Genomic DNA, 17,716 nt, shown 5'->3' with positions numbered 1-17,716 from the left:
GCTACATTTTCGGCGATGTAACGGCCAATAAACATAAGGTGCGCAGATGACGCAGTCGAATATCAGACCTCTCACCGCGCGCACGCGGGCCAATTGGATCCGGTTGCGCACGATGATCTTGCTGCGCTGGGTTGCAATCACAGGTCAGTTGATTGCCATCACCGTGGCTCAACTGGTCTATGGACTGCAGTTGGAACTGGGGTTTTGCTACCTCGCTATCGGCGCCTCCGTGATCGGCAATCTGGTCGCGACGCTGGTGTTTCCGGAAAACAAACGCCTGTCGGAACGCGAAAACCTGCTGATGGTGATGTTCGATCTGTTGCAACTGGGGTTCTTGCTATTTCTCACCGGCGGGTTGAACAATCCCTTCTCTCTTCTGGTTCTTGGTCCAGTGACCATCTCCGCCACGGCGCTCAGCCTTCGGTCCACCGTTGTGCTTTGTGCCACAGCCATCATTCTGGTCAGCGGGCTGGCGGTTTGGCATTTGCCGTTGACCAGCCAGAGCGGTGACATCCTGCGCCTTCCGGGTCTGTTCATTTTTGGTCAGTGGACGGCGCTGATCATCGCTATTGTGTTCACCAGCGCCTATTCGCGGCGCGTCACAACAGAGGTCCATTCGATGGGGGATGCCCTGTCTGCCACACAAATGGCCTTGGCGCGGGAGCAGAAATTAACCGATTTGGGTGGAGTCATCGCAGCCGCGGCGCATGAACTTGGCACACCGCTTGCGACGATCAAGCTCACCAGTGTTGAGCTGCTTAATGATCTGGCCGATCATCCCGATCTCGCTGATGATGCGGCTCTGATCCGTGATCAGGCCGATCGGTGCCGGGATATCCTGCGCGACATGGGCCGTGCGGGCAAAGATGATTTGCATATCCACAAAGCGCCGCTTGAAACCGTAGTTCTGGAGGCCGCTGAGCCGCATATGAACCGGGGCAAACAGGTGCTGTTGGATCAGGCCTTTACCGCCGCCCAGCGCAAAAGCCAGCCTTTGATCCTGCGCAAACCCGAGATCGTGCATGGGCTGCGCAACCTTGTGCAAAACGCGGTGGATTTTTCGAGCGAGCGGGTCTGGGTCAGCGCCGACTGGACCGAAGAAACCGTCAGCGTGCGCATTATCGACGATGGTCCGGGCTTTCCGCCCTATCTGCTGGGCCGGATTGGTGATCCGTTCATGCGCCGCCGGTCGCCGGAAAAGAACAGGTCCGCGCGCCCGGAATACGAGGGCATGGGGCTGGGGCTTTTTATAGCAAAGACCCTGCTGGAACGCTCCGGCGCCACCTTACGGTTTGCGAATGGCAGCGAGGACCGCAAGGCAGGGGATCGCACCGGAGCCGTGGTCGAGGTGAACTGGCCGCGCCGCATGTTGAACACCCGTGATCACGAACAACCCTTGGGGCAAAACCCTCAGATCACTACATAAAACGAGAACCAATACTCACCATTAATGGTTTGTTAACCATTCCAAGACACCCTTCATGCTTTGTTTATTCTTGCATAGGTGTGGCGTGTTTCTGGAACTCGTTGAAATTGTCATCATCGTCTTTACGGCCATCGTTGCGGCAGGCCTTGCGCAAAGCTACCTCTCGCGTGGCTATGCCATCGCAACCTCTCCGCTGGAACCCATGGCGCTTTTGTTCACGGATGGTGTTTTGCAGCATGGCACCGACAGCGCCTTAAGGCATTTCGCGGTTGAGCCCGGTTTGCACGCTTGGCAGGATATTCACGATACTCTGGTTCCCATTTTCCCTGATTTCCCGCTGGTTCCTAGATCTGGCGAAGAGGGCCGTGTGGTATTGGAGCCCCAAGGCCATACCGCACCGCATAACATTGAACTGCGCTGGCGCGATGCCCTGTGCTGGGTGACCCTGACACCAGTAGAAGAAGCCACCGCCGCGCCAATCACGCCTGCCCTCGAACAAGAAATGAATGCTCTTCGGCTGAGCAGTGATACGATGATCAACCCGGTTTGGCATTTGCACCCGGACGGAACCGTTTGTTGGAAAAACCCGGCCTATACTGTTCTGCTGGAACTCACCCGCGGGCTTGACGCCAATCCGGAAACGCCGCTGTTTCCAATTACGCCGGGCGATGGGCCACGCCGTGTGGCCTTGCGCCTTGATCCGCTGGATGCCCCCGATTGGTACGAGGTAACGTCCATCCAGATGGGCAGTGTCACGGTGTGTCACGCTAATTGCATCAACGCATTGGTTCAGGCCGAACAAGCCCAGCGCGACTTTGTACAAAGCCTTGCCAAAACCTTTGCCCATTTGCCTGTTGGTTTGGCCATTTTTGACCGGCGCGGGCAGTTGGTATTGTTCAATCCGGCACTTGTGGACCTCACGCATCTGACCCCAAAGTTTCTGAGCAGCCGCCCGGCCATGTTGTCTTTCTTTGATCAGCTGCGCGAAGATCGCCTGATGCCCGAGCCCAAGAATTACGCCTCTTGGCGGCAAACCATCACAGATCTGATCGCCGCAGCGTCCGACACATCCTACGAGGAAACATGGAACCTCGAAGACGGACGTACCTTTAGCGTAGAAGGGCGGCCACACCCGGACGGCGCAACCGCATTCCTGTTCGAGGACATCAGCGCCGAAGTCTCCATGACCCGCAGCTACCGGAGCGAATTGGAGTTGGGCCAATCCCTGATCGATGTGGTTGAGGATGGGTTGGTGGTGTTCTCTGCCACTGGCGCGCTGACCTTTTGCAACGTCGCATACCGGGGTTTGTGGGGGCACGATCCTGACACCGGGTTTGTCGAAACCACCATAGATGACTGCATCAATCTGTGGACCCGCATGTGCCAGCCCAGCGCCCTTTGGCCTGAAATCGCAAAATGCATATCGGAACGCAGTACCGGAACCCCATGGGATATGACGCTTTACCCCAAGAATGGCGATGCGTTGACTTGCGAGGTGCAGGGGATCGCGTCGGGGTCTACCCTGATCCGGTTCCGAACTCAGAAACCCGAACATGGCGCGGCCGTGCCAGCCCTCGAAAACCTTCAGAAATAGCTGGCCGCCTGCCGCTTTGAACTTGCAGTCATGCCGCGTGACGGTCACCATATGGCATGCCTGCACATCACCTTTCAATTTCGGTCTCCAGCGCGGTTGAGATGACCCGTTTGGCCGCGCTATTGGCCACCAAACTCGCCCCTGGCGATGTGATTTTGCTGACCGGTGATGTTGGTGCCGGAAAGACCCATTTTGCACGATCATTGATTCAATCTGTGTTGGTGCAGCCCGAAGATGTTCCATCGCCGACCTTCACCTTGGTACAGACCTACGACACCCAAGTAGGTGAGATTTGGCATGCCGATCTCTATCGCCTGACATCGGTGTTCGAGGTGGAAGAGTTGGGTTTGATTGATGCCTTTGACACTTCGGTTTGTTTGGTGGAATGGCCGGACCGCCTTGGCCCGTTGACGCCTGCAAACGCATTGAGCATCACATTGACACCGGGCGACGCGGACAACGCCCGTCAGCTGATGATGCATTGGGAAGATCCCAAATGGACGGACAAGCTGGGAGCGTTTCAGGCATGAAAGATCGCACGATCCGGCTGGATCAATTCTTGGCACAATGTGGCTGGTCCGATGCCAGCCGTGAACTGGTTGCGGGAGATGCATCAAACCGCCGATATGACCGATTGATCCGTGCCAATGGGGAAACCGCCATCGTTATGGATGCTCCACCAGAGAGGGGCGAAGACGTCCGCCCCTTTGTGGCAATCGCCGAATTTCTGCACCGCCAATATTTGTCCGCTCCGCAAATCTATCACCAAGACACAAAAGACGGTTTTCTCGTCATTGAAGATCTCGGTGATGATCTGTTTGCCGATCTCATGGCAAAGGATAGGGAAACCCAACTGCCGCTTTATCGCGCCAGTGTCGATGTCTTGGCCCGGTTGCACAACGCGCCGCTGCCGCCCTTGCCATTATGTGATGCCGATTGGCTGATGGAGATGACCGGACTGTTCTTTGACTGGTACGTTCCTGACGGGTTTGATCATCTTGGCAAAGCATTCGAGACAGCATACCGGCCGCTCGCCAAGGGGGTTGCGGAGGCGGAGCGCGTTGTGATCCTGCGTGATTATCATGCCCAAAACCTGCTATGGCTGCCAAATCGTGCGGGCGCGGCAAAGGTAGGCATTCTTGATTTCCAAGACGCGCTCTTGGGGCATCCGTCCTATGATTTGATGTCAATCATGCAAGACGCGCGCCGCGATGTGGACCCGATGATCGAAGCCGAGATGATTGACTACTATCTTTCCTGCACAGATAGGCCCCGAGCCGGGTTTCTAAACGCATATGCCATCTTGGGCCTGCAGCGAAATCTGCGCATTCTGGGCATTTTTGCGCGGCTTTGCCTGCGGGACGGCAAGGCACATTATGTCGATCTGATCCCGCGGGTCTGGGAATATGTGATGCGCAACCTTGAACACCCCGCGCTAAATGCGGTGCAAAACCTGCTTGCACCCGTCCTTGCCCGCCCCACACCTGAATTTTTGATGGATCTGAAAAACCGATGCGCGACCACCCCACAGCAGTAATGATGTTTGCCGCCGGTTTTGGCACCCGGATGAAAGACCTGACCAAGGATCAGCCGAAACCCATGATCAAAGTCGCGGGCAAAGCTCTGGTGGATCATGCGCTGGACCTGACTCATGGAACGGGGCGCGTGGTCGCCAATCTGCATTATAAGCCGCAAAAATTACAGTATCACCTAGAAGTTCAGGGCGTAGAGACGTTGATCGAAACGCCCGATATTCTGGACACCGGCGGAGGCCTGCGCAACGCGCTGCCTTTGCTTGGGGATGGGCCGGTCTTTACAATGAACACCGATGCAATCTGGGCCGGTCCGAACCCGTTGCACCTGCTGCGCGATGCGTGGAATCCTGCGACCATGGATGCGCTTTTGGTATGTGTTCCGACCACACAGGCCGTGGGCCATGCCGGTTTGGGTGATTTTACGCTGGCCGAGGACAGCAGATTGTCCCGTGGACCGGGTGTTGTGTACGGGGGCATTCAGATCATCAAGACCGATCTTTTGCACGACATCGAAGAACCTGCATTCTCGCTCAACCTGCTCTGGGACATGATGCAATCGAATGGTCGGCTTTGCGGTCTGCGTTACCCCGGCAAATGGTGTGATGTGGGGCACCCCGGCGGCATTGCGCTGGCCGAAGAGATGCTGGAGCAGCACCATGTTTGACCCATCAGATCACGCCCGGGTTTTTGGACTGGCCCCCGGCGTTGATTTTCCTGTTGCCCTTGCGGACGGGCTTCGTGCGCGGCTGACAGATGCGCCGCCCGATGCAATGGCACGGGTTGATTTGATCGTGAACACCCGCCGTATGGCGCGGCGCTTGCGGGAGATTTTTGACAAAGGGCCAGCAGGATTTTTGCCCCGCATCCGGCTTTTGGGTGAGTTAGACACATTGGTGCCTGGCGTCACAGCCCCACCCGCGATCCCTGCTTTGCAACGGCGGCTTGAACTTATTCAACTGCTCTCCGGCCTGCTGGAAGCGGATCCCACCTTGGCCCCCCGCGCATCGCTTTATGCATTGTCAGACAGTCTGGCGGCGTTGATGGACGAAATGCAGGGGGAAGGCGTTGATATCAGCGCCATCGAGAACCTCGATGTCAGCGATCAATCCGGCCATTGGGATCGCGCCAAGCGCTTTCTTGAAATCGCCCACAGCTATCTGGGCCAAACGGACAGCGCCCCGGATGCAGAAGCGCGGCAAAGGCAATTGACCTTGCAGATCATCGCCGCGTGGCAGGCCAATCCACCGCAGAACCCGGTGATCCTTGCTGGTTCTACCGGATCGCGCGGCACCACGTCCTTGTTGATGCAGGCGGTCGCAAAGCTGCCGCAAGGGGCGCTTGTTCTGCCGGGGTTTGACTTTGACATGCCGACCTCGGTTTGGGCGCAGTTGGATCAGGAACTGCTATCCGAAGACCATCCGCAGTACCGGTTTCGTCACCTTATGCAGGCGCTCGAACTGCCGCGCCGGGGCATCCTGCCTTGGGCGGAAGGGGACGCCCCCTCGCCCACCCGCAATGCGCTTGTTTCGCTATCGTTGCGCCCTGCCCCCGTCACCCATGCCTGGCTCAGCGAAGGTCCAAATTTGACCGATCTGGCCGCCGCGACCCAAGGTATCACCTTGGTTGAGGCCCCGACGCCGCGGATTGAAGCGCTGACCATTGCTTTGCGCCTGCGAAAAGCGGTTGAAGAAGGCAAAACCGCCGCATTGATCACACCCGACAGGATGCTGACCCGGCAAGTCACCTCTGCCCTCGATCGTTGGAACATCCTGCCAGATGACAGCGCCGGTACGCCGTTGCAATTGTCGCCGCCGGGCCGGTTCCTGCGACATGTCGCGGCCTTGTTTCTGCGCAAGATGGATGCAGAGGCCTTGCTGACCCTGCTCAAACATCCCCTCACCCACAGTGGTGCGGATCGCAACCTGCACCAATTGCACACCCAGCGCCTGGAAATGCAGATCCGGCGGGATGGTCTGCCCTATCCCGACCCCGATGGCCTTGCCCGGATCGCACAGAAAGCAGCGGATCGCATCGAAGACCCAGCCGCGTTTCTGGATTGGGCGGCGTGGGTTGGCGAAACATTTTGTGACCATGCCACCATCGGCGATCTGGCGCTGACAACTTGGGTACAAAGGCATCTCGATCTTGCAAACGCGATTGCCTCTGGCCCCACAAACACGCCCGATCATGAGTTGTGGCGGCGCAAGCCTGGTCAGGCAGCTGAGAAACTGATGACAGACCTGACCGAACAGGCGGTCTTTGGTGGATCAATGTCCGCTGCCGATTTTTCTGACCTATTGGGCGCCGTTTTGTCAGGTGGTGAGGTGCGCGACCGTGACGCACCGCATCCGGGCGTTATGATCTGGGGCACGTTGGAGGCGCGCGTTCAGGGTGCCGATATGGTCATCATGGGCGGCTTGAACGATGGCACTTGGCCCGAAGCACCGCCGCCCGACCCATGGTTGAACCGTCAAATGCGCCTGCAAGCCGGTCTTTTGCTGCCCGAACGACGCATTGGCCTGTCGGCGCATGACTATCAACAAGCCATCGCTGCACCCGAGGTCTGGATCACCCGTGCAATCCGGTCGGATGAGGCGGAAACTGTGCCCTCTCGTTGGCTCAACCGCTTGGGCAATCTTCTGAACGGTTTGCCGCAAGAAGACGGCGCGCAGGCATGGTCGGATATGCGTGCACGGGGCCAATACTGGACCGAACAGGTGCAGGCGCTTGAGGAAACCACGCGCAGCACCCCTGCCCCGCGTCCGTCCCCAAGACCACCTGTCACTGCACGGCCACATGCGCTTTCGGTAACTGAGATCAAGCGGCTGATCCGTGATCCCTATGCCATTTATGCCAAACACACGTTGCGCCTGAGGCAGATCAATCCGCTGGTGCAATCCCCCGACGCGCCGGTGCGCGGCATCATTTTGCACGAAATCATGGAACGCTTTGTCAAATCCGTCAGCACCAATGCCGCGCATTTGACCAAGGAACATCTGCTGGCCATCGCCCGTGAAGTGCTTAGAGCCGAAGCGCCGTGGCCTGCCGCGCGCGCCATGTGGCTAGCGCGGATCGAACGTGTTGCCGATTGGTTCATCGCCCAGGAGGCCAAGCGCCAAGGTTATTCCTCCCCCGTTGCCTTTGAAAAGGCGGCGCGTGGTAAGCATATTTTCGAAACGCTGGGGTTCACGCTCACTGGGTTTGCGGACAGGATTGATCTGACCGATGCCGGTGACGCGCTGATTTATGACTACAAGACCGGAACACCGCCCAGCAAGAAGGAACAAAAACTGTTTGACAAACAGTTGCTGATCGAAGCGGCGATGGTCGAAGAGGGCGGCTTTTCCGAAGTGGGTACAGCGCCGGTCGCAAACGCAATTTTCATCGGGTTAGGGTCGAAACCTGTCGAAATTTCCGCGCCTCTGGATGAAGAACCCCCCGCCGAAGTGCTGGCAGGATTGGAGGAGCTGATCGCGAGCTATCTCACCGCCGCTCAGGGATTCACATCGCGGCGCATGGTCAAGACCGAAGAGGCGGCGGGCGACTATGACCAGCTGGCCCGTTTTGGCGAATGGGACGGAACCACCCTTGCCACGCCGGAGGATCTGACATGAAGCCAGACTTTGACGATGCCACTCGCGCACAGATTGATGCGGCACGGCCTGATGCCTCTACCTGGCTCGCGGCGAACGCGGGATCGGGTAAAACGCGGGTTTTGACAGATCGGGTGGCGCGGCTGCTTCTCAGCGGAGTAGAGCCCCAACACATTTTGTGTCTGACTTATACAAAAGCCGCCGCATCAGAGATGCAGAACCGGCTTTTTAAACGGCTTGGCGAATGGGCCATGCTTGATGATGCCGCTTTGCGAAAGGCGATGGCTGATCTGGGCTTGAGCGGTGATCTAGATCCTGCTGAACTGCGCAAGGCGCGTACTCTTTTTGCCCTTGCCATCGAAGCGCCGGGCGGTCTGAAGATTCAGACCATTCACTCCTTCTGTGCGTCTCTATTGCGGCGCTTTCCACTAGAAGCGGGTGTGAGCCCGCAGTTTTCGGAAATTGAGGATCGCGCCGCCGATCTGCTGCGCGCTGACATTGTAGACGCCATGGCAGAGGACCATGACGCCCCTTTGATTGCTGAGATTGCCCGTTTTTATACCGGTGAGGATTTTGGCAAACTGACCCGCAGTATCGTCGGGCTTCGTGATGCTTTTGCCGCAACGCCGGATTGGACAGAGTTGTTGCAGTTGTTGGACCAGAAGCCGGACCTCAGCCGCGCGATGATTGAGCAGTCGGTGTTCTTGGGAAGTGAAGCAAACCTCATCAAAGACATCACACCCCATCTGATCGCAAAGGGTGGCAACGATACCAAAGCCGGAGATCTGTTGGCGCAAATCGAGAGCTTTGATTTGTCCTCTCTGCCCACACTCGAAAGCGTTTTTCTGACTGGAGCGAGCGCAAAAGCACCGTTCACCGCAAAAATTGGCAGTTTCCCAACAAAACCCACGCAAAAAATCATCGCAGACGCGATGCCAGCACTGGAACAACTGATGATGCGGGTCGAAGAGGCGCGCGAGGCCAGACTTGCCTTGGCACTGGCCCAAAAGTCCCACGCTTTACATCGGTTCGCCAGCGCGTTTCTGTCCCGCTATGAGGCGGCCAAACAGGCACGTGGCTGGCTTGATTTCGACGATCTCATCCTCAAGGCCCGCGCCCTTTTGACCGACAAGGCCGTGGCCGCATGGGTGCTGTTCCGCATCGACGGCGGCATTGATCATATTCTGGTCGACGAGGCGCAGGATACATCGCCTCGACAATGGGACGTAATCGAACGCCTCACCGATGAATTCTATAGCGGTTCGGGCGCAAGGTCGGATGTCGAGCGGACCTTGTTTGTTGTCGGCGACAAGAAGCAATCGATCTATTCCTTCCAAGGCGCCGATCCGTTGGAATTTGATCGCAAAAGCCTGATGTTCGAGGAAAAGATCGCAGAGGCAGGCAAGATCTTCCAACACCGCAGCTTGGATTATTCCTTTCGGTCCTCTTCGGCCATTTTGCGCTTGGTAGACACTGCTTTTGATCCGGATATCCAACCCGGTCTCGACCAAAAGACCCAACACAAACCGTTTAAATCCGCCCTGCCCGGCCGCGTCGATCTGTGGCCAGTCGTCGAAAAGGCAGATGACGAAGAAGACCGCATCTGGACCGACCCTGTTGATCGCCGCAGCGCCCGGCATCATACCGTCCTGCTTGCCGAACAGATCGCCGCCCGCATCGCGGCGCTTATCCAAGAAGAGCACTTTATCCCCGAAGACAGCGATGCACCCGGCGTCTTTGCCCGCCGCCGCATCCGCGCGGGCGACTTTTTAATCCTGGTGCAACGCCGCTCTGCCCTGTTTTCGGAGATTATCCGTGCCTGCAAGGCTGCGAACCTGCCAATTGCGGGCGCGGATCGGCTTAAGGTCGGGGCAGAATTGGCGGTAAAAGATTTGGCGGCCCTGCTGTCCTTTTTGGCGACCCCGGACGATGATCTGTCCTTGGCGACTGCATTGAAATCGCCCCTGTTTGGTTGGTCAGAGCAGATGTTGTTCGATCTTGCCCATCGGCGCAGCGAACGCCACCTTTGGCAGGCATTGCGCAATCGCGAAGATCACGCAGAAACAGTCTCTAAATTGGAGGATTTGCGGGCGCAGGTTGATTTTCTCCGCCCCTATGACCTGATCGAATGCATCCTCACCCGGCACGATGGACGCCGCAAATTGCTGTCTCGCTTGGGCGCAGAGGCCGAGGATGGGATCAACGCAATGCTGTCGCAAGCCTTGTCCTACGAGCGCAGCAATGTGCCCAGTTTGACCGGCTTTATCGTCTGGATGCAAACTGACGATCTTGAGATCAAGCGCCAGATCGATAGCGCATCTGATCAGATCCGCGTGATGACGGTGCATGGGGCCAAAGGTCTTGAGGCGCCTATCGTTATTCTGCCCGATACAGGGCGGCGCGACATCACCATCAAAGATGAAATTGTGCGGATGCAAGGCGTGCCGATTTGGAAAGCGGCAGCCGCGGATATGCCAGCCCCCCTCAGAGACACCATCGACGGCATGAAGGACGCGCAGTTTCAGGAGCGGTTGAGATTGCTCTATGTGGCGATGACCCGTGCGGAAAAATGGCTGATCGTTGCGGCGGCCGGGGATTTGTCCAAAGATGGATCATCTTGGTATCAGATTGCACAAACAGCGATGGGGCATGCAAATGCTGTCCCTGTGGGTTCAGACGGCACATTGCGGTTCGCCGAGGGTGATTGGGATGGGCTTGCGCAGGTCGAGCATATCAAAAAATCAGTAGGAAAACCGTTATTAGACCCTGTTTTTTCGGCTCCCGCGCCCATCTATGCGCTGCAACAGTCGACTTTGTCACCCTCTGACCTTGGTGGTGCAAAAGCATTGCCAGGCGATGCCGGCGAGGACAAAGAAAGCGCGATGCTTTATGGAACTCTGGTGCACGATCTGCTTGAAAAACTGGCGCCCATTGCCGAGGCAGAGCGTGCGGCCGTTGCTGCACAAATGATCTATGGGGATACCTCGGAAATGGCGGAACGGGCGATGCAAGAGGCCGTGCAGGTACTAAGCACCCCTGCTCTCGCCCATATCTTTGCCAATGACACATTGGCCGAGGTTCCGATCACGGCGCAGATCCGGCAATCACGGCTGCATGGGGTGATTGATCGTTTAATCATCACAGCAAACACTGTCACCGCAGTGGATTTCAAGACCAACAGAACGGTTCCGAACAGCGTCGAACAATGCCCGGACGGGATCCTTCGGCAGATGGGGGCCTATGCGCAGATGCTTGGGCAGATCTATCCCGATCACGAGATCCGCACCGCGATCTTGTGGACATCGGCCAGCCGCTTGATGGAATTGCCCCACAATATTGTGACATCAGCGCTAGAGTGTTCGCCATATCTTGACGCGGAGGACATGCGTTCATAGGTTCTGCCTGAACCCAAATCCTGTCAGGAGAGCATCATGGCCACCGTCGCAGTTACGGACTCAACGTTCGACGCCGAAGTCAAAAATTCCGATATCCCAGTTGTGGTCGATTTCTGGGCCGAATGGTGTGGCCCATGCAAACAAATCGGCCCGTCTTTGGAAGAATTGTCGGCTGAAATGGACGGCAAAGTTAAGATCGTCAAAGTGAACGTAGACGAAAACCCCAACTCACCCGCCCAAATGGGGGTGCGCGGCATTCCGGCACTGTTCATCTTTAAGGACGGTCAGGTCGTATCCAACATGGCGGGCGCCAAGCCGAAGGCAGCGCTGCAAAGCTGGATCGAAGACTCGATCTAAGTCATTGCTTTTTAACCGTTTCGAGGGCGCCCCAAGTGGGCGCCCTTATTCTATCGGCCAGCCAAATCTTTGAAACCGCGCCAATATTTTGGCCCGCGCATCCGCCCTACCGGCATTGATGCAGTTTTCCTGCCAGAACCAATGCACGTAGCGATCAAACGCGGGCCGTGCTGTGACGGCAGCATCAAAGCTGTCTGGCAATTGCGCCATATTTGCAGGTTCGGCAATGTGGTGAAAATCAATTTTTCCAAACAGCAGCGCAGGTTTACCAAAGAAGTATCCAGCAAAGGCCGCGGCAGAGTTTTGGCTGACGACAAAATCACAATGCTGCAAATGATGTTCCATTTTGCCAGTCTCAACCGACAACTGCCCGAAGCGGCCCGCGAGATCATCAAGCGCCGCCAATTCTGCCGTTGAATAGGTTTCATTGGGGTGCAAGCAGGCCACAACCGGCCGTGTGCCGCCATGCTCCAAGCAATGCTCGATCATCTCAATTGGAGAACAGCGTTGGAATGACCTGTGCTCCGTCAACCTTCCCTGAAGCGGTACGTAGATATATCCACTCTTCGTCGTCCGAGCAGCAGCCGCGCCAAAAAGCCGTTTTTGCCAATAGGAATAGAAGCGATTTGCATCGGGGCGGATGATCGCGGGGTCAAAACTGGCTTTGGCGACATCCCATTGCCAGCGCTCGGTCGTGGCCTCGATGTTCCAGAACGGGTATTGGTAGGCCCGCCGAAAAACCAAGCCACGGTCCGGGGGCGGGGCGGTCATGTGGGACAGCGTATAGGTGTCATCACCACCCATCACTGCGGGTTGATCGTGATATGTGACCCTAAACAGGGATTTTTCCGCCACATCTTGCACCAGATTGATGAAGTTATGTTCACCTGCCTCCGCGCTTTTGCGCAGATCCGGCTCTAGGTATATGCAAAGTTCCTTCATCAAGGAACGCTAGCCAGTGACGGGCGGGCGGGCAAGGGCAGCCACCCTTGTACGCAACCGGCGAGAAGGCCATATAGATCCCAAGCAGACAGGAGGCCGCGCATGGCACATCAGGATTTTCCCGGCTGGCACGGGACCACGATTATTGGGGTCAAAAAGGCCGGTGAAGTGGTGATTGCGGGGGACGGTCAAGTGAGCATTGGCCAGACCGTGATCAAGGGAACGGCCCGCAAGGTGCGACGGTTGTCGCCCGGTGGGTTTGACGTGGTCGCTGGTTTTGCTGGATCAACCGCCGATGCATTCACCCTGCTCGAACGGCTTGAGGCCAAGCTTGAGGCAACGCCCGGTCAATTGGCCCGCGCAAGTGTGGAACTGGCCAAAGACTGGCGCACAGACAAATACCTTCAAAAGCTTGAGGCGATGCTGATTGTAACCGATGGCAATGATCTGTTGGTTATCACCGGTGCCGGGGATGTGCTTGAGCCCGAGCACGATGTGGCGGCAATCGGATCTGGGGGAAACTTTGCGCTGGCTGCCGCACGGGGCCTGATCGACAGCGACCGCGATGCCGAGGCGGTTGCACGTGATGCGATGGCCATCGCTTCTGACATCTGCGTTTATACAAACGGCAACCTGACCGTGGAGAAAATCAGCCAATGACCGATCTGACCCCCCGCGAAATCGTTTCAGAACTGGACCGTTTCATCATTGGCCAAGCGGACGCAAAACGCGCCGTGGCCGTGGCCCTGCGCAACCGGTGGCGGCGCAAGCAACTGGCCGATGATCTGCGCGATGAAGTTTACCCCAAGAACATCCTTATGATCGGGCCCACCGGCGTTGGCAAAACCGAGATCAGCCGCCGATTGGCCAAGCTGGCCCGCGCGCCGTTTCTCAAGGTTGAGGCAACAAAGTTTACAGAAGTCGGCTATGTCGGGCGTGACGTGGAGCAGATCGTGCGCGATCTGGTCGATGCTGCCATCGCGATGACCCGCGAACACATGCGCGAAGACGTCAAAGCCAGCGCACATAAGGCAGCAGAGGAGCGTGTGATTGATGCCATTGCCGGGACCGATGCCCGCGAAGGCACCCGTGAGATGTTCCGCAAAAAGCTCAAAGCAGGAGAGCTGGACGATACGATGATCGATCTGGAACTGGCTGACAGTTCCAACCCGTTTCAGATGATGGATATTCCCGGTCAACCGGGGGCAGGGATGCTGAACCTCGGTGATATGTTTGGCAAGGCGATGGGCGGACGCACCACGAAAAAGCGGCTGTCAGTGGCAGAAAGCTATGAGACATTGATTGGCGAAGAGGCGGACAAACTGCTGGATGATGAAACCGTTACACGCGCCGCGATTGAGGCGGTTGAGCAGAACGGGATCGTGTTTCTGGATGAGATCGACAAAGTGTGCGCCCGATCAGATGCCCGTGGCGGCGATGTGAGCCGCGAAGGGGTGCAGCGCGATCTACTTCCCCTGATCGAAGGCACCACCGTCAGCACCAAACATGGGCCGGTGAAAACCGATCATGTGCTGTTTATCGCCTCTGGTGCATTCCATATTGCCAAGCCATCCGACCTGCTGCCGGAATTGCAGGGCCGATTGCCGATCCGGGTTGAGTTGCGCGCGCTGACCGAGGCGGATTTTGTGCGCATTCTCACCGAAACCGACAACGCGTTGACGCTGCAATATACCGCCTTGATGGGCACCGAAGAGGTGACTGTTTCGTTCACACCCGAAGGGATCGCGGCACTGGCCAAGATTGCGGCGGATGTGAACCAAACCATTGAAAACATCGGTGCACGGCGCCTTTATACCGTGATGGAACGGGTGTTTGAGGAGCTGTCCTTTACCGCGCCAGACCGATCAGGGGATGAAGTGGTCGTGGATGCCGCTTTTGTTGAGGAAAACCTTGGTGAATTGACGCGGTCTGCTGATCTAAGCCGTTACGTGCTTTGATAGGCTAGCTGGCAGGCGGCAACTACATTCAAGACCGGCGCTGCCGCCAGCCTCATCCAAGATTACCTCTTTCCATTCCCTTTCGGCTGACAGATGAAAGGGCATGGATTATTTCCGATTTATGCACCGGAACTGGCTTTTTCTGCTGGCCGGTTTTCTGATCACATTCACCTCGTCCTATGGGCAAACCTATTTCATCTCGCTGTTCGCGGGTGAAATCAAAGGTGATTTTGGCCTGTCTGACGGACAATGGGGCGGCATTTACACCATCGGGACAACCCTTTCCGCAATCACGATGATCTGGGCAGGCGTCCTGACAGACCGGTTTCGAGTGCGGGCGCTGGCGCTGTTGGTGATGATCGGTCTGGCGCTGGCGTGTGTGGCGATGGCTTGGGTGGCCAATTGGGTTTTGTTGGTCATGGTGATTTTTGCGCTGCGCCTCACCGGACAAGGGATGATGTCACAGCTGGGCGCGGTGGCGATGGTGCGCTGGTTTGAAGCCTCGCGTGGCAAGGCGCTTTCGCTGGCATCTATGGGGTTTGCAGCGGGGCAGGCTATCTTGCCTGTCGTGTTTGTCGCGCTTTTTGCCGTGATGCATTGGCGCAGTCTTTGGTTGCTTGCGGCTGTGCTAGTGATCCTGACCATACCATTCCTGCTGATCCTGCTGCGCCGCGAACGCACACCGCAAAGCATGGCGGACGAAGCACAGATCGCCGGAATGCATGGGCGGCACTGGACACGCGGTGAGATGCTGCGCTCCGGTTTGTTTTTCTTGATGATCCCGATGGTTGTTGGCCCCTCCGCCTGGGGCACTGCGCTGTTCTTTCAGCAAGTGCATCTGGTTGAGGTCAAGGGATGGGAGTTGGTCGCGTTTGTCGCCTTGATGCCGATCTATACGCTGGCGGCAGTCGTGGCGACCTTTGCCTCGGGTTGGGCGATTGACCGCTTTGGCGTCAGCCGGGTGGTGCCTGTGCAAATGATCCCTTTCGGCCTTGGCTTTGCGGTGCTGGCCTATGCCGATACGATCTTTTGGGCAGGGATCGGTCTGATGATCTTTGGTGTGGGACAGGGGCTGCAATCCACGGGCGCGACCGCGTTCTGGCCCGAATATTTTGGGACACGGCATATCGGATCTATCAAATCTGTCGCGGCGGCGTTGATGGTGTTTGGGTCTGCCATCGGACCAGGGGTCACCGGCGCGTTCATTGATTTTGGCGTCGATTTCCCCGATCAGATGTTGCCAATCGCCGTCTATTACTTTGCCGCGGCGGGCCTTGCGACCTTTGGCATCGTCAGATACCGGCCCACTCTGGGCCGCTAGCGGTGCCGCCGCAGATAGACATAATAGGCGCCATCGGCCCCATGGCTGACATGAGCCTGACTGACCTGCATCACCACCGATGACAGCGGCGGCGCATTCAGCCAATGCAACACCTGATGGCGCAACACCCCATACCGGACGGGAATAGGCCCCCCTTCATCGCGGCGCTTGCCCTTGCCCGTGACCACCAGAACCAGACGTTTACCGCTGCGATGGGCATTAAGAATATACCGGTTGAGCACCGGATGCGCCTGATCAAGGGTCATGCCGTGCAGATCGATCTTGCCCTCGGGTTTGATCTTGCCGCGTTTGAGCTTGGTAAACGCTTTTTTGTCCATCTGAACCGAGGCTGGCCCAAGCGGATCGGCAAATGCAGGCGAAACCGATGTGGGCGCTTTACGCGGCATGCCGCTGCCCTTGCCGCTCAGTGCGGCTTGGGCGCGGCGAATGGCGGGCGCGGTTGGATGCGGGGCGTCAATTTCGGCCCGGAACAGCGATTTGAGGTCAAGCCGCTCTGTCCGATCCGTCACCTTGCGCCAGAGCGCCAGATCTTCGTCATTCAAACCGCGCTTTTTCATATCGCGCTTTCCGGCAGCAAGGCATAGGCGCGTTGGATCGGCATCAGCACAACCATACGTCCCGGATCGCGCAGCTTGCCTGCGGCCCGTCCGGCCCGGTCACCGGTACCAAAGAAAATATCGGCCCGCTGTGCGCCTTTGATCGCCGATCCGGTGTCTTGCGCAATCATCAAACGGCGCAGTGGGTTTTTGCCGTCTTTCTCCAACCAGACCGGCGCGCCCAATGAGACATAGCGCGGATCAACTGCCACTGAACGCATATCAGTCACGGACCGGTTCATCGCGCCCAGTGGCCCTTGATCAGCGGGCACTTTGCTGACCTCCCGAAAGAACACGTAAGATGGATTGTGAAACAACAGGTCGCGCCCCTGCACCGGATTGCGCCGCACCCAGTTTTTGATCACCTGCGCACTGACCTGATGGGCGTCATAGACACCGCGGCGCACCAATTCCACACCGATGGATCTATAGGGATGCCCGTTGGAGCCGCGGTAACCCACACGGATGGACCGCCCACCGGGCAGGCGAATGCGACCAGACCCTTGGATTTGCAGAAAAAACAGCTCAACCGGATCATCGACCCATGCGATTTCAAGCCCGCGGCCCGCCATCACATCGCTGCTCAGGATCTCGCGGCGGGTCAGCCAAGGATTGCTGCGCAGTGCTTCGGGCGGCATTTTGTAGACCGGATAGCGATACCGCGCTGATCGATAAAGATCGCCGTCCAGTTCCGGCTCGAAATAACCGGTGAACAGGGCGTCTTGACCGTCTTCGATCAAGACGGGGCGAAAGAACAGTTCGAAAAACTGGCGCGGCTCGGGATCGGCTTCGGCAAACTGGCACAATGCCCGCCAATCGGGGTCTTTCATGTCACGGCAGGTATTAAGAAAAACCTTGAGCGCCTTTTCGTGATCGTCTTTTGCCCAGCCGTCCAGCTGGTCAAAGGACAACACCTGATAAGTCACATCACTGGCGTTTGCAGGGCTCACCTCAGCGATCCCCGCCATGGCCAGTGCG

General features: G+C 57.4%; 14 protein-coding genes. 11 read left to right on the top strand and 3 right to left on the bottom strand.

Going from position 1 to position 17,716, the window contains the following annotated elements; translation table 11 throughout:
* Positions 1-46 precede the first annotated feature (46 nt).
* From regB to trxA, 8 genes are all read left to right on the top strand, one after another.
* The gene (regB, locus tag C8N31_RS02925; RefSeq protein ID WP_025047456.1) at positions 47-1,426 is read left to right on the top strand and encodes a sensor histidine kinase RegB; all 1,380 of its coding nucleotides are present in this window, start codon (positions 47-49) and stop codon (positions 1,424-1,426) included.
* Between the two features lie 85 nt (positions 1,427-1,511).
* Positions 1,512-3,020, top strand: coding sequence for a PAS-domain containing protein (locus C8N31_RS02920; RefSeq protein WP_025047455.1), 1,509 nt, complete (start codon positions 1,512-1,514; stop codon positions 3,018-3,020).
* A 56-nt stretch (positions 3,021-3,076) separates the two neighbouring features.
* A complete protein-coding gene (gene tsaE / locus C8N31_RS02915) occupies positions 3,077-3,550 on the top strand; it encodes a tRNA (adenosine(37)-N6)-threonylcarbamoyltransferase complex ATPase subunit type 1 TsaE (RefSeq protein WP_025047454.1) in 474 nt (157 codons plus the stop codon).
* Complete coding sequence (locus C8N31_RS02910) at positions 3,547-4,557, top strand: aminoglycoside phosphotransferase family protein (protein WP_025047453.1); 1,011 nt, start codon at positions 3,547-3,549, stop codon at positions 4,555-4,557. The genes tsaE and C8N31_RS02910 overlap by 4 nt, the downstream gene beginning before the upstream one ends.
* The gene (locus C8N31_RS02905) at positions 4,533-5,219 is read left to right on the top strand and encodes a nucleotidyltransferase family protein (protein ID WP_025047452.1); all 687 of its coding nucleotides are present in this window, start codon (positions 4,533-4,535) and stop codon (positions 5,217-5,219) included. The genes C8N31_RS02910 and C8N31_RS02905 overlap by 25 nt, the downstream gene beginning before the upstream one ends.
* Entirely contained in the window at positions 5,212-8,169 is a 2,958-nt protein-coding gene (gene addB / locus C8N31_RS02900) for a double-strand break repair protein AddB (RefSeq protein ID WP_025047451.1), read from the top strand. Before C8N31_RS02905 ends, addB begins: the two co-directional genes overlap by 8 nt.
* Positions 8,166-11,543 (top strand): double-strand break repair helicase AddA, encoded by a 3,378-nt coding sequence (gene addA, locus C8N31_RS02895; protein WP_025047450.1) that lies wholly within the window; start codon positions 8,166-8,168, stop codon positions 11,541-11,543. The genes addB and addA overlap by 4 nt, the downstream gene beginning before the upstream one ends.
* A 36-nt stretch (positions 11,544-11,579) precedes the next feature.
* Positions 11,580-11,900: a thioredoxin gene (gene trxA, locus C8N31_RS02890; RefSeq protein ID WP_025047449.1), complete on the top strand. Its 321-nt coding sequence runs from the start codon at positions 11,580-11,582 to the stop codon at positions 11,898-11,900.
* Positions 11,901-11,945: 45 nt separating this feature from the next.
* Here trxA and C8N31_RS02885 read toward each other — a convergent pair whose 3' ends face one another.
* On the bottom strand, positions 11,946-12,842 hold the full coding sequence (locus C8N31_RS02885; RefSeq protein ID WP_037917840.1) for a hypothetical protein: 897 nt from the start codon (positions 12,840-12,842) through the stop codon (positions 11,946-11,948).
* 102 nt (positions 12,843-12,944) lie between these two features.
* Here C8N31_RS02885 and hslV point away from each other — a divergent pair, with 102 nt between their 5' ends.
* The 3 genes from hslV to C8N31_RS02870 all read left to right on the top strand — a co-directional run bounded on the left by hslV (position 12,945) and on the right by C8N31_RS02870 (position 16,121).
* Positions 12,945-13,502, top strand: a complete 558-nt coding sequence (gene hslV, locus C8N31_RS02880) for an ATP-dependent protease subunit HslV (protein WP_025047447.1) — start codon at positions 12,945-12,947, stop codon at positions 13,500-13,502.
* Positions 13,499-14,800, top strand: coding sequence for an ATP-dependent protease ATPase subunit HslU (gene hslU, locus C8N31_RS02875; protein WP_025047446.1), 1,302 nt, complete (start codon positions 13,499-13,501; stop codon positions 14,798-14,800). The genes hslV and hslU overlap by 4 nt, the downstream gene beginning before the upstream one ends.
* A 103-nt stretch (positions 14,801-14,903) precedes the next feature.
* Complete coding sequence (locus tag C8N31_RS02870; RefSeq protein WP_025047445.1) at positions 14,904-16,121, top strand: MFS transporter; 1,218 nt, start codon at positions 14,904-14,906, stop codon at positions 16,119-16,121.
* Here the strand turns inward: C8N31_RS02870 and C8N31_RS02865 are convergent.
* Entirely contained in the window at positions 16,118-16,699 is a 582-nt protein-coding gene (locus C8N31_RS02865) for a Smr/MutS family protein (protein WP_025047444.1), read from the bottom strand. The two genes, C8N31_RS02870 and C8N31_RS02865, sit on opposite strands and share 4 nt — an antisense overlap.
* Positions 16,696-17,706, bottom strand: coding sequence for a murein transglycosylase A (mltA, locus tag C8N31_RS02860; protein ID WP_025047443.1), 1,011 nt, complete (start codon positions 17,704-17,706; stop codon positions 16,696-16,698). Before mltA ends, C8N31_RS02865 begins: the two co-directional genes overlap by 4 nt.
* Positions 17,707-17,716 lie beyond the last annotated feature (10 nt).

The sequence above is a fragment of the Sulfitobacter mediterraneus genome (genome assembly GCF_003054325.1).
Lineage (GTDB): Bacteria > Pseudomonadota > Alphaproteobacteria > Rhodobacterales > Rhodobacteraceae > Sulfitobacter > Sulfitobacter mediterraneus.
The sequence above is the reverse complement of the archived record's forward strand: the minus strand, read 5'-3'. Positions and strand labels throughout refer to the sequence as shown.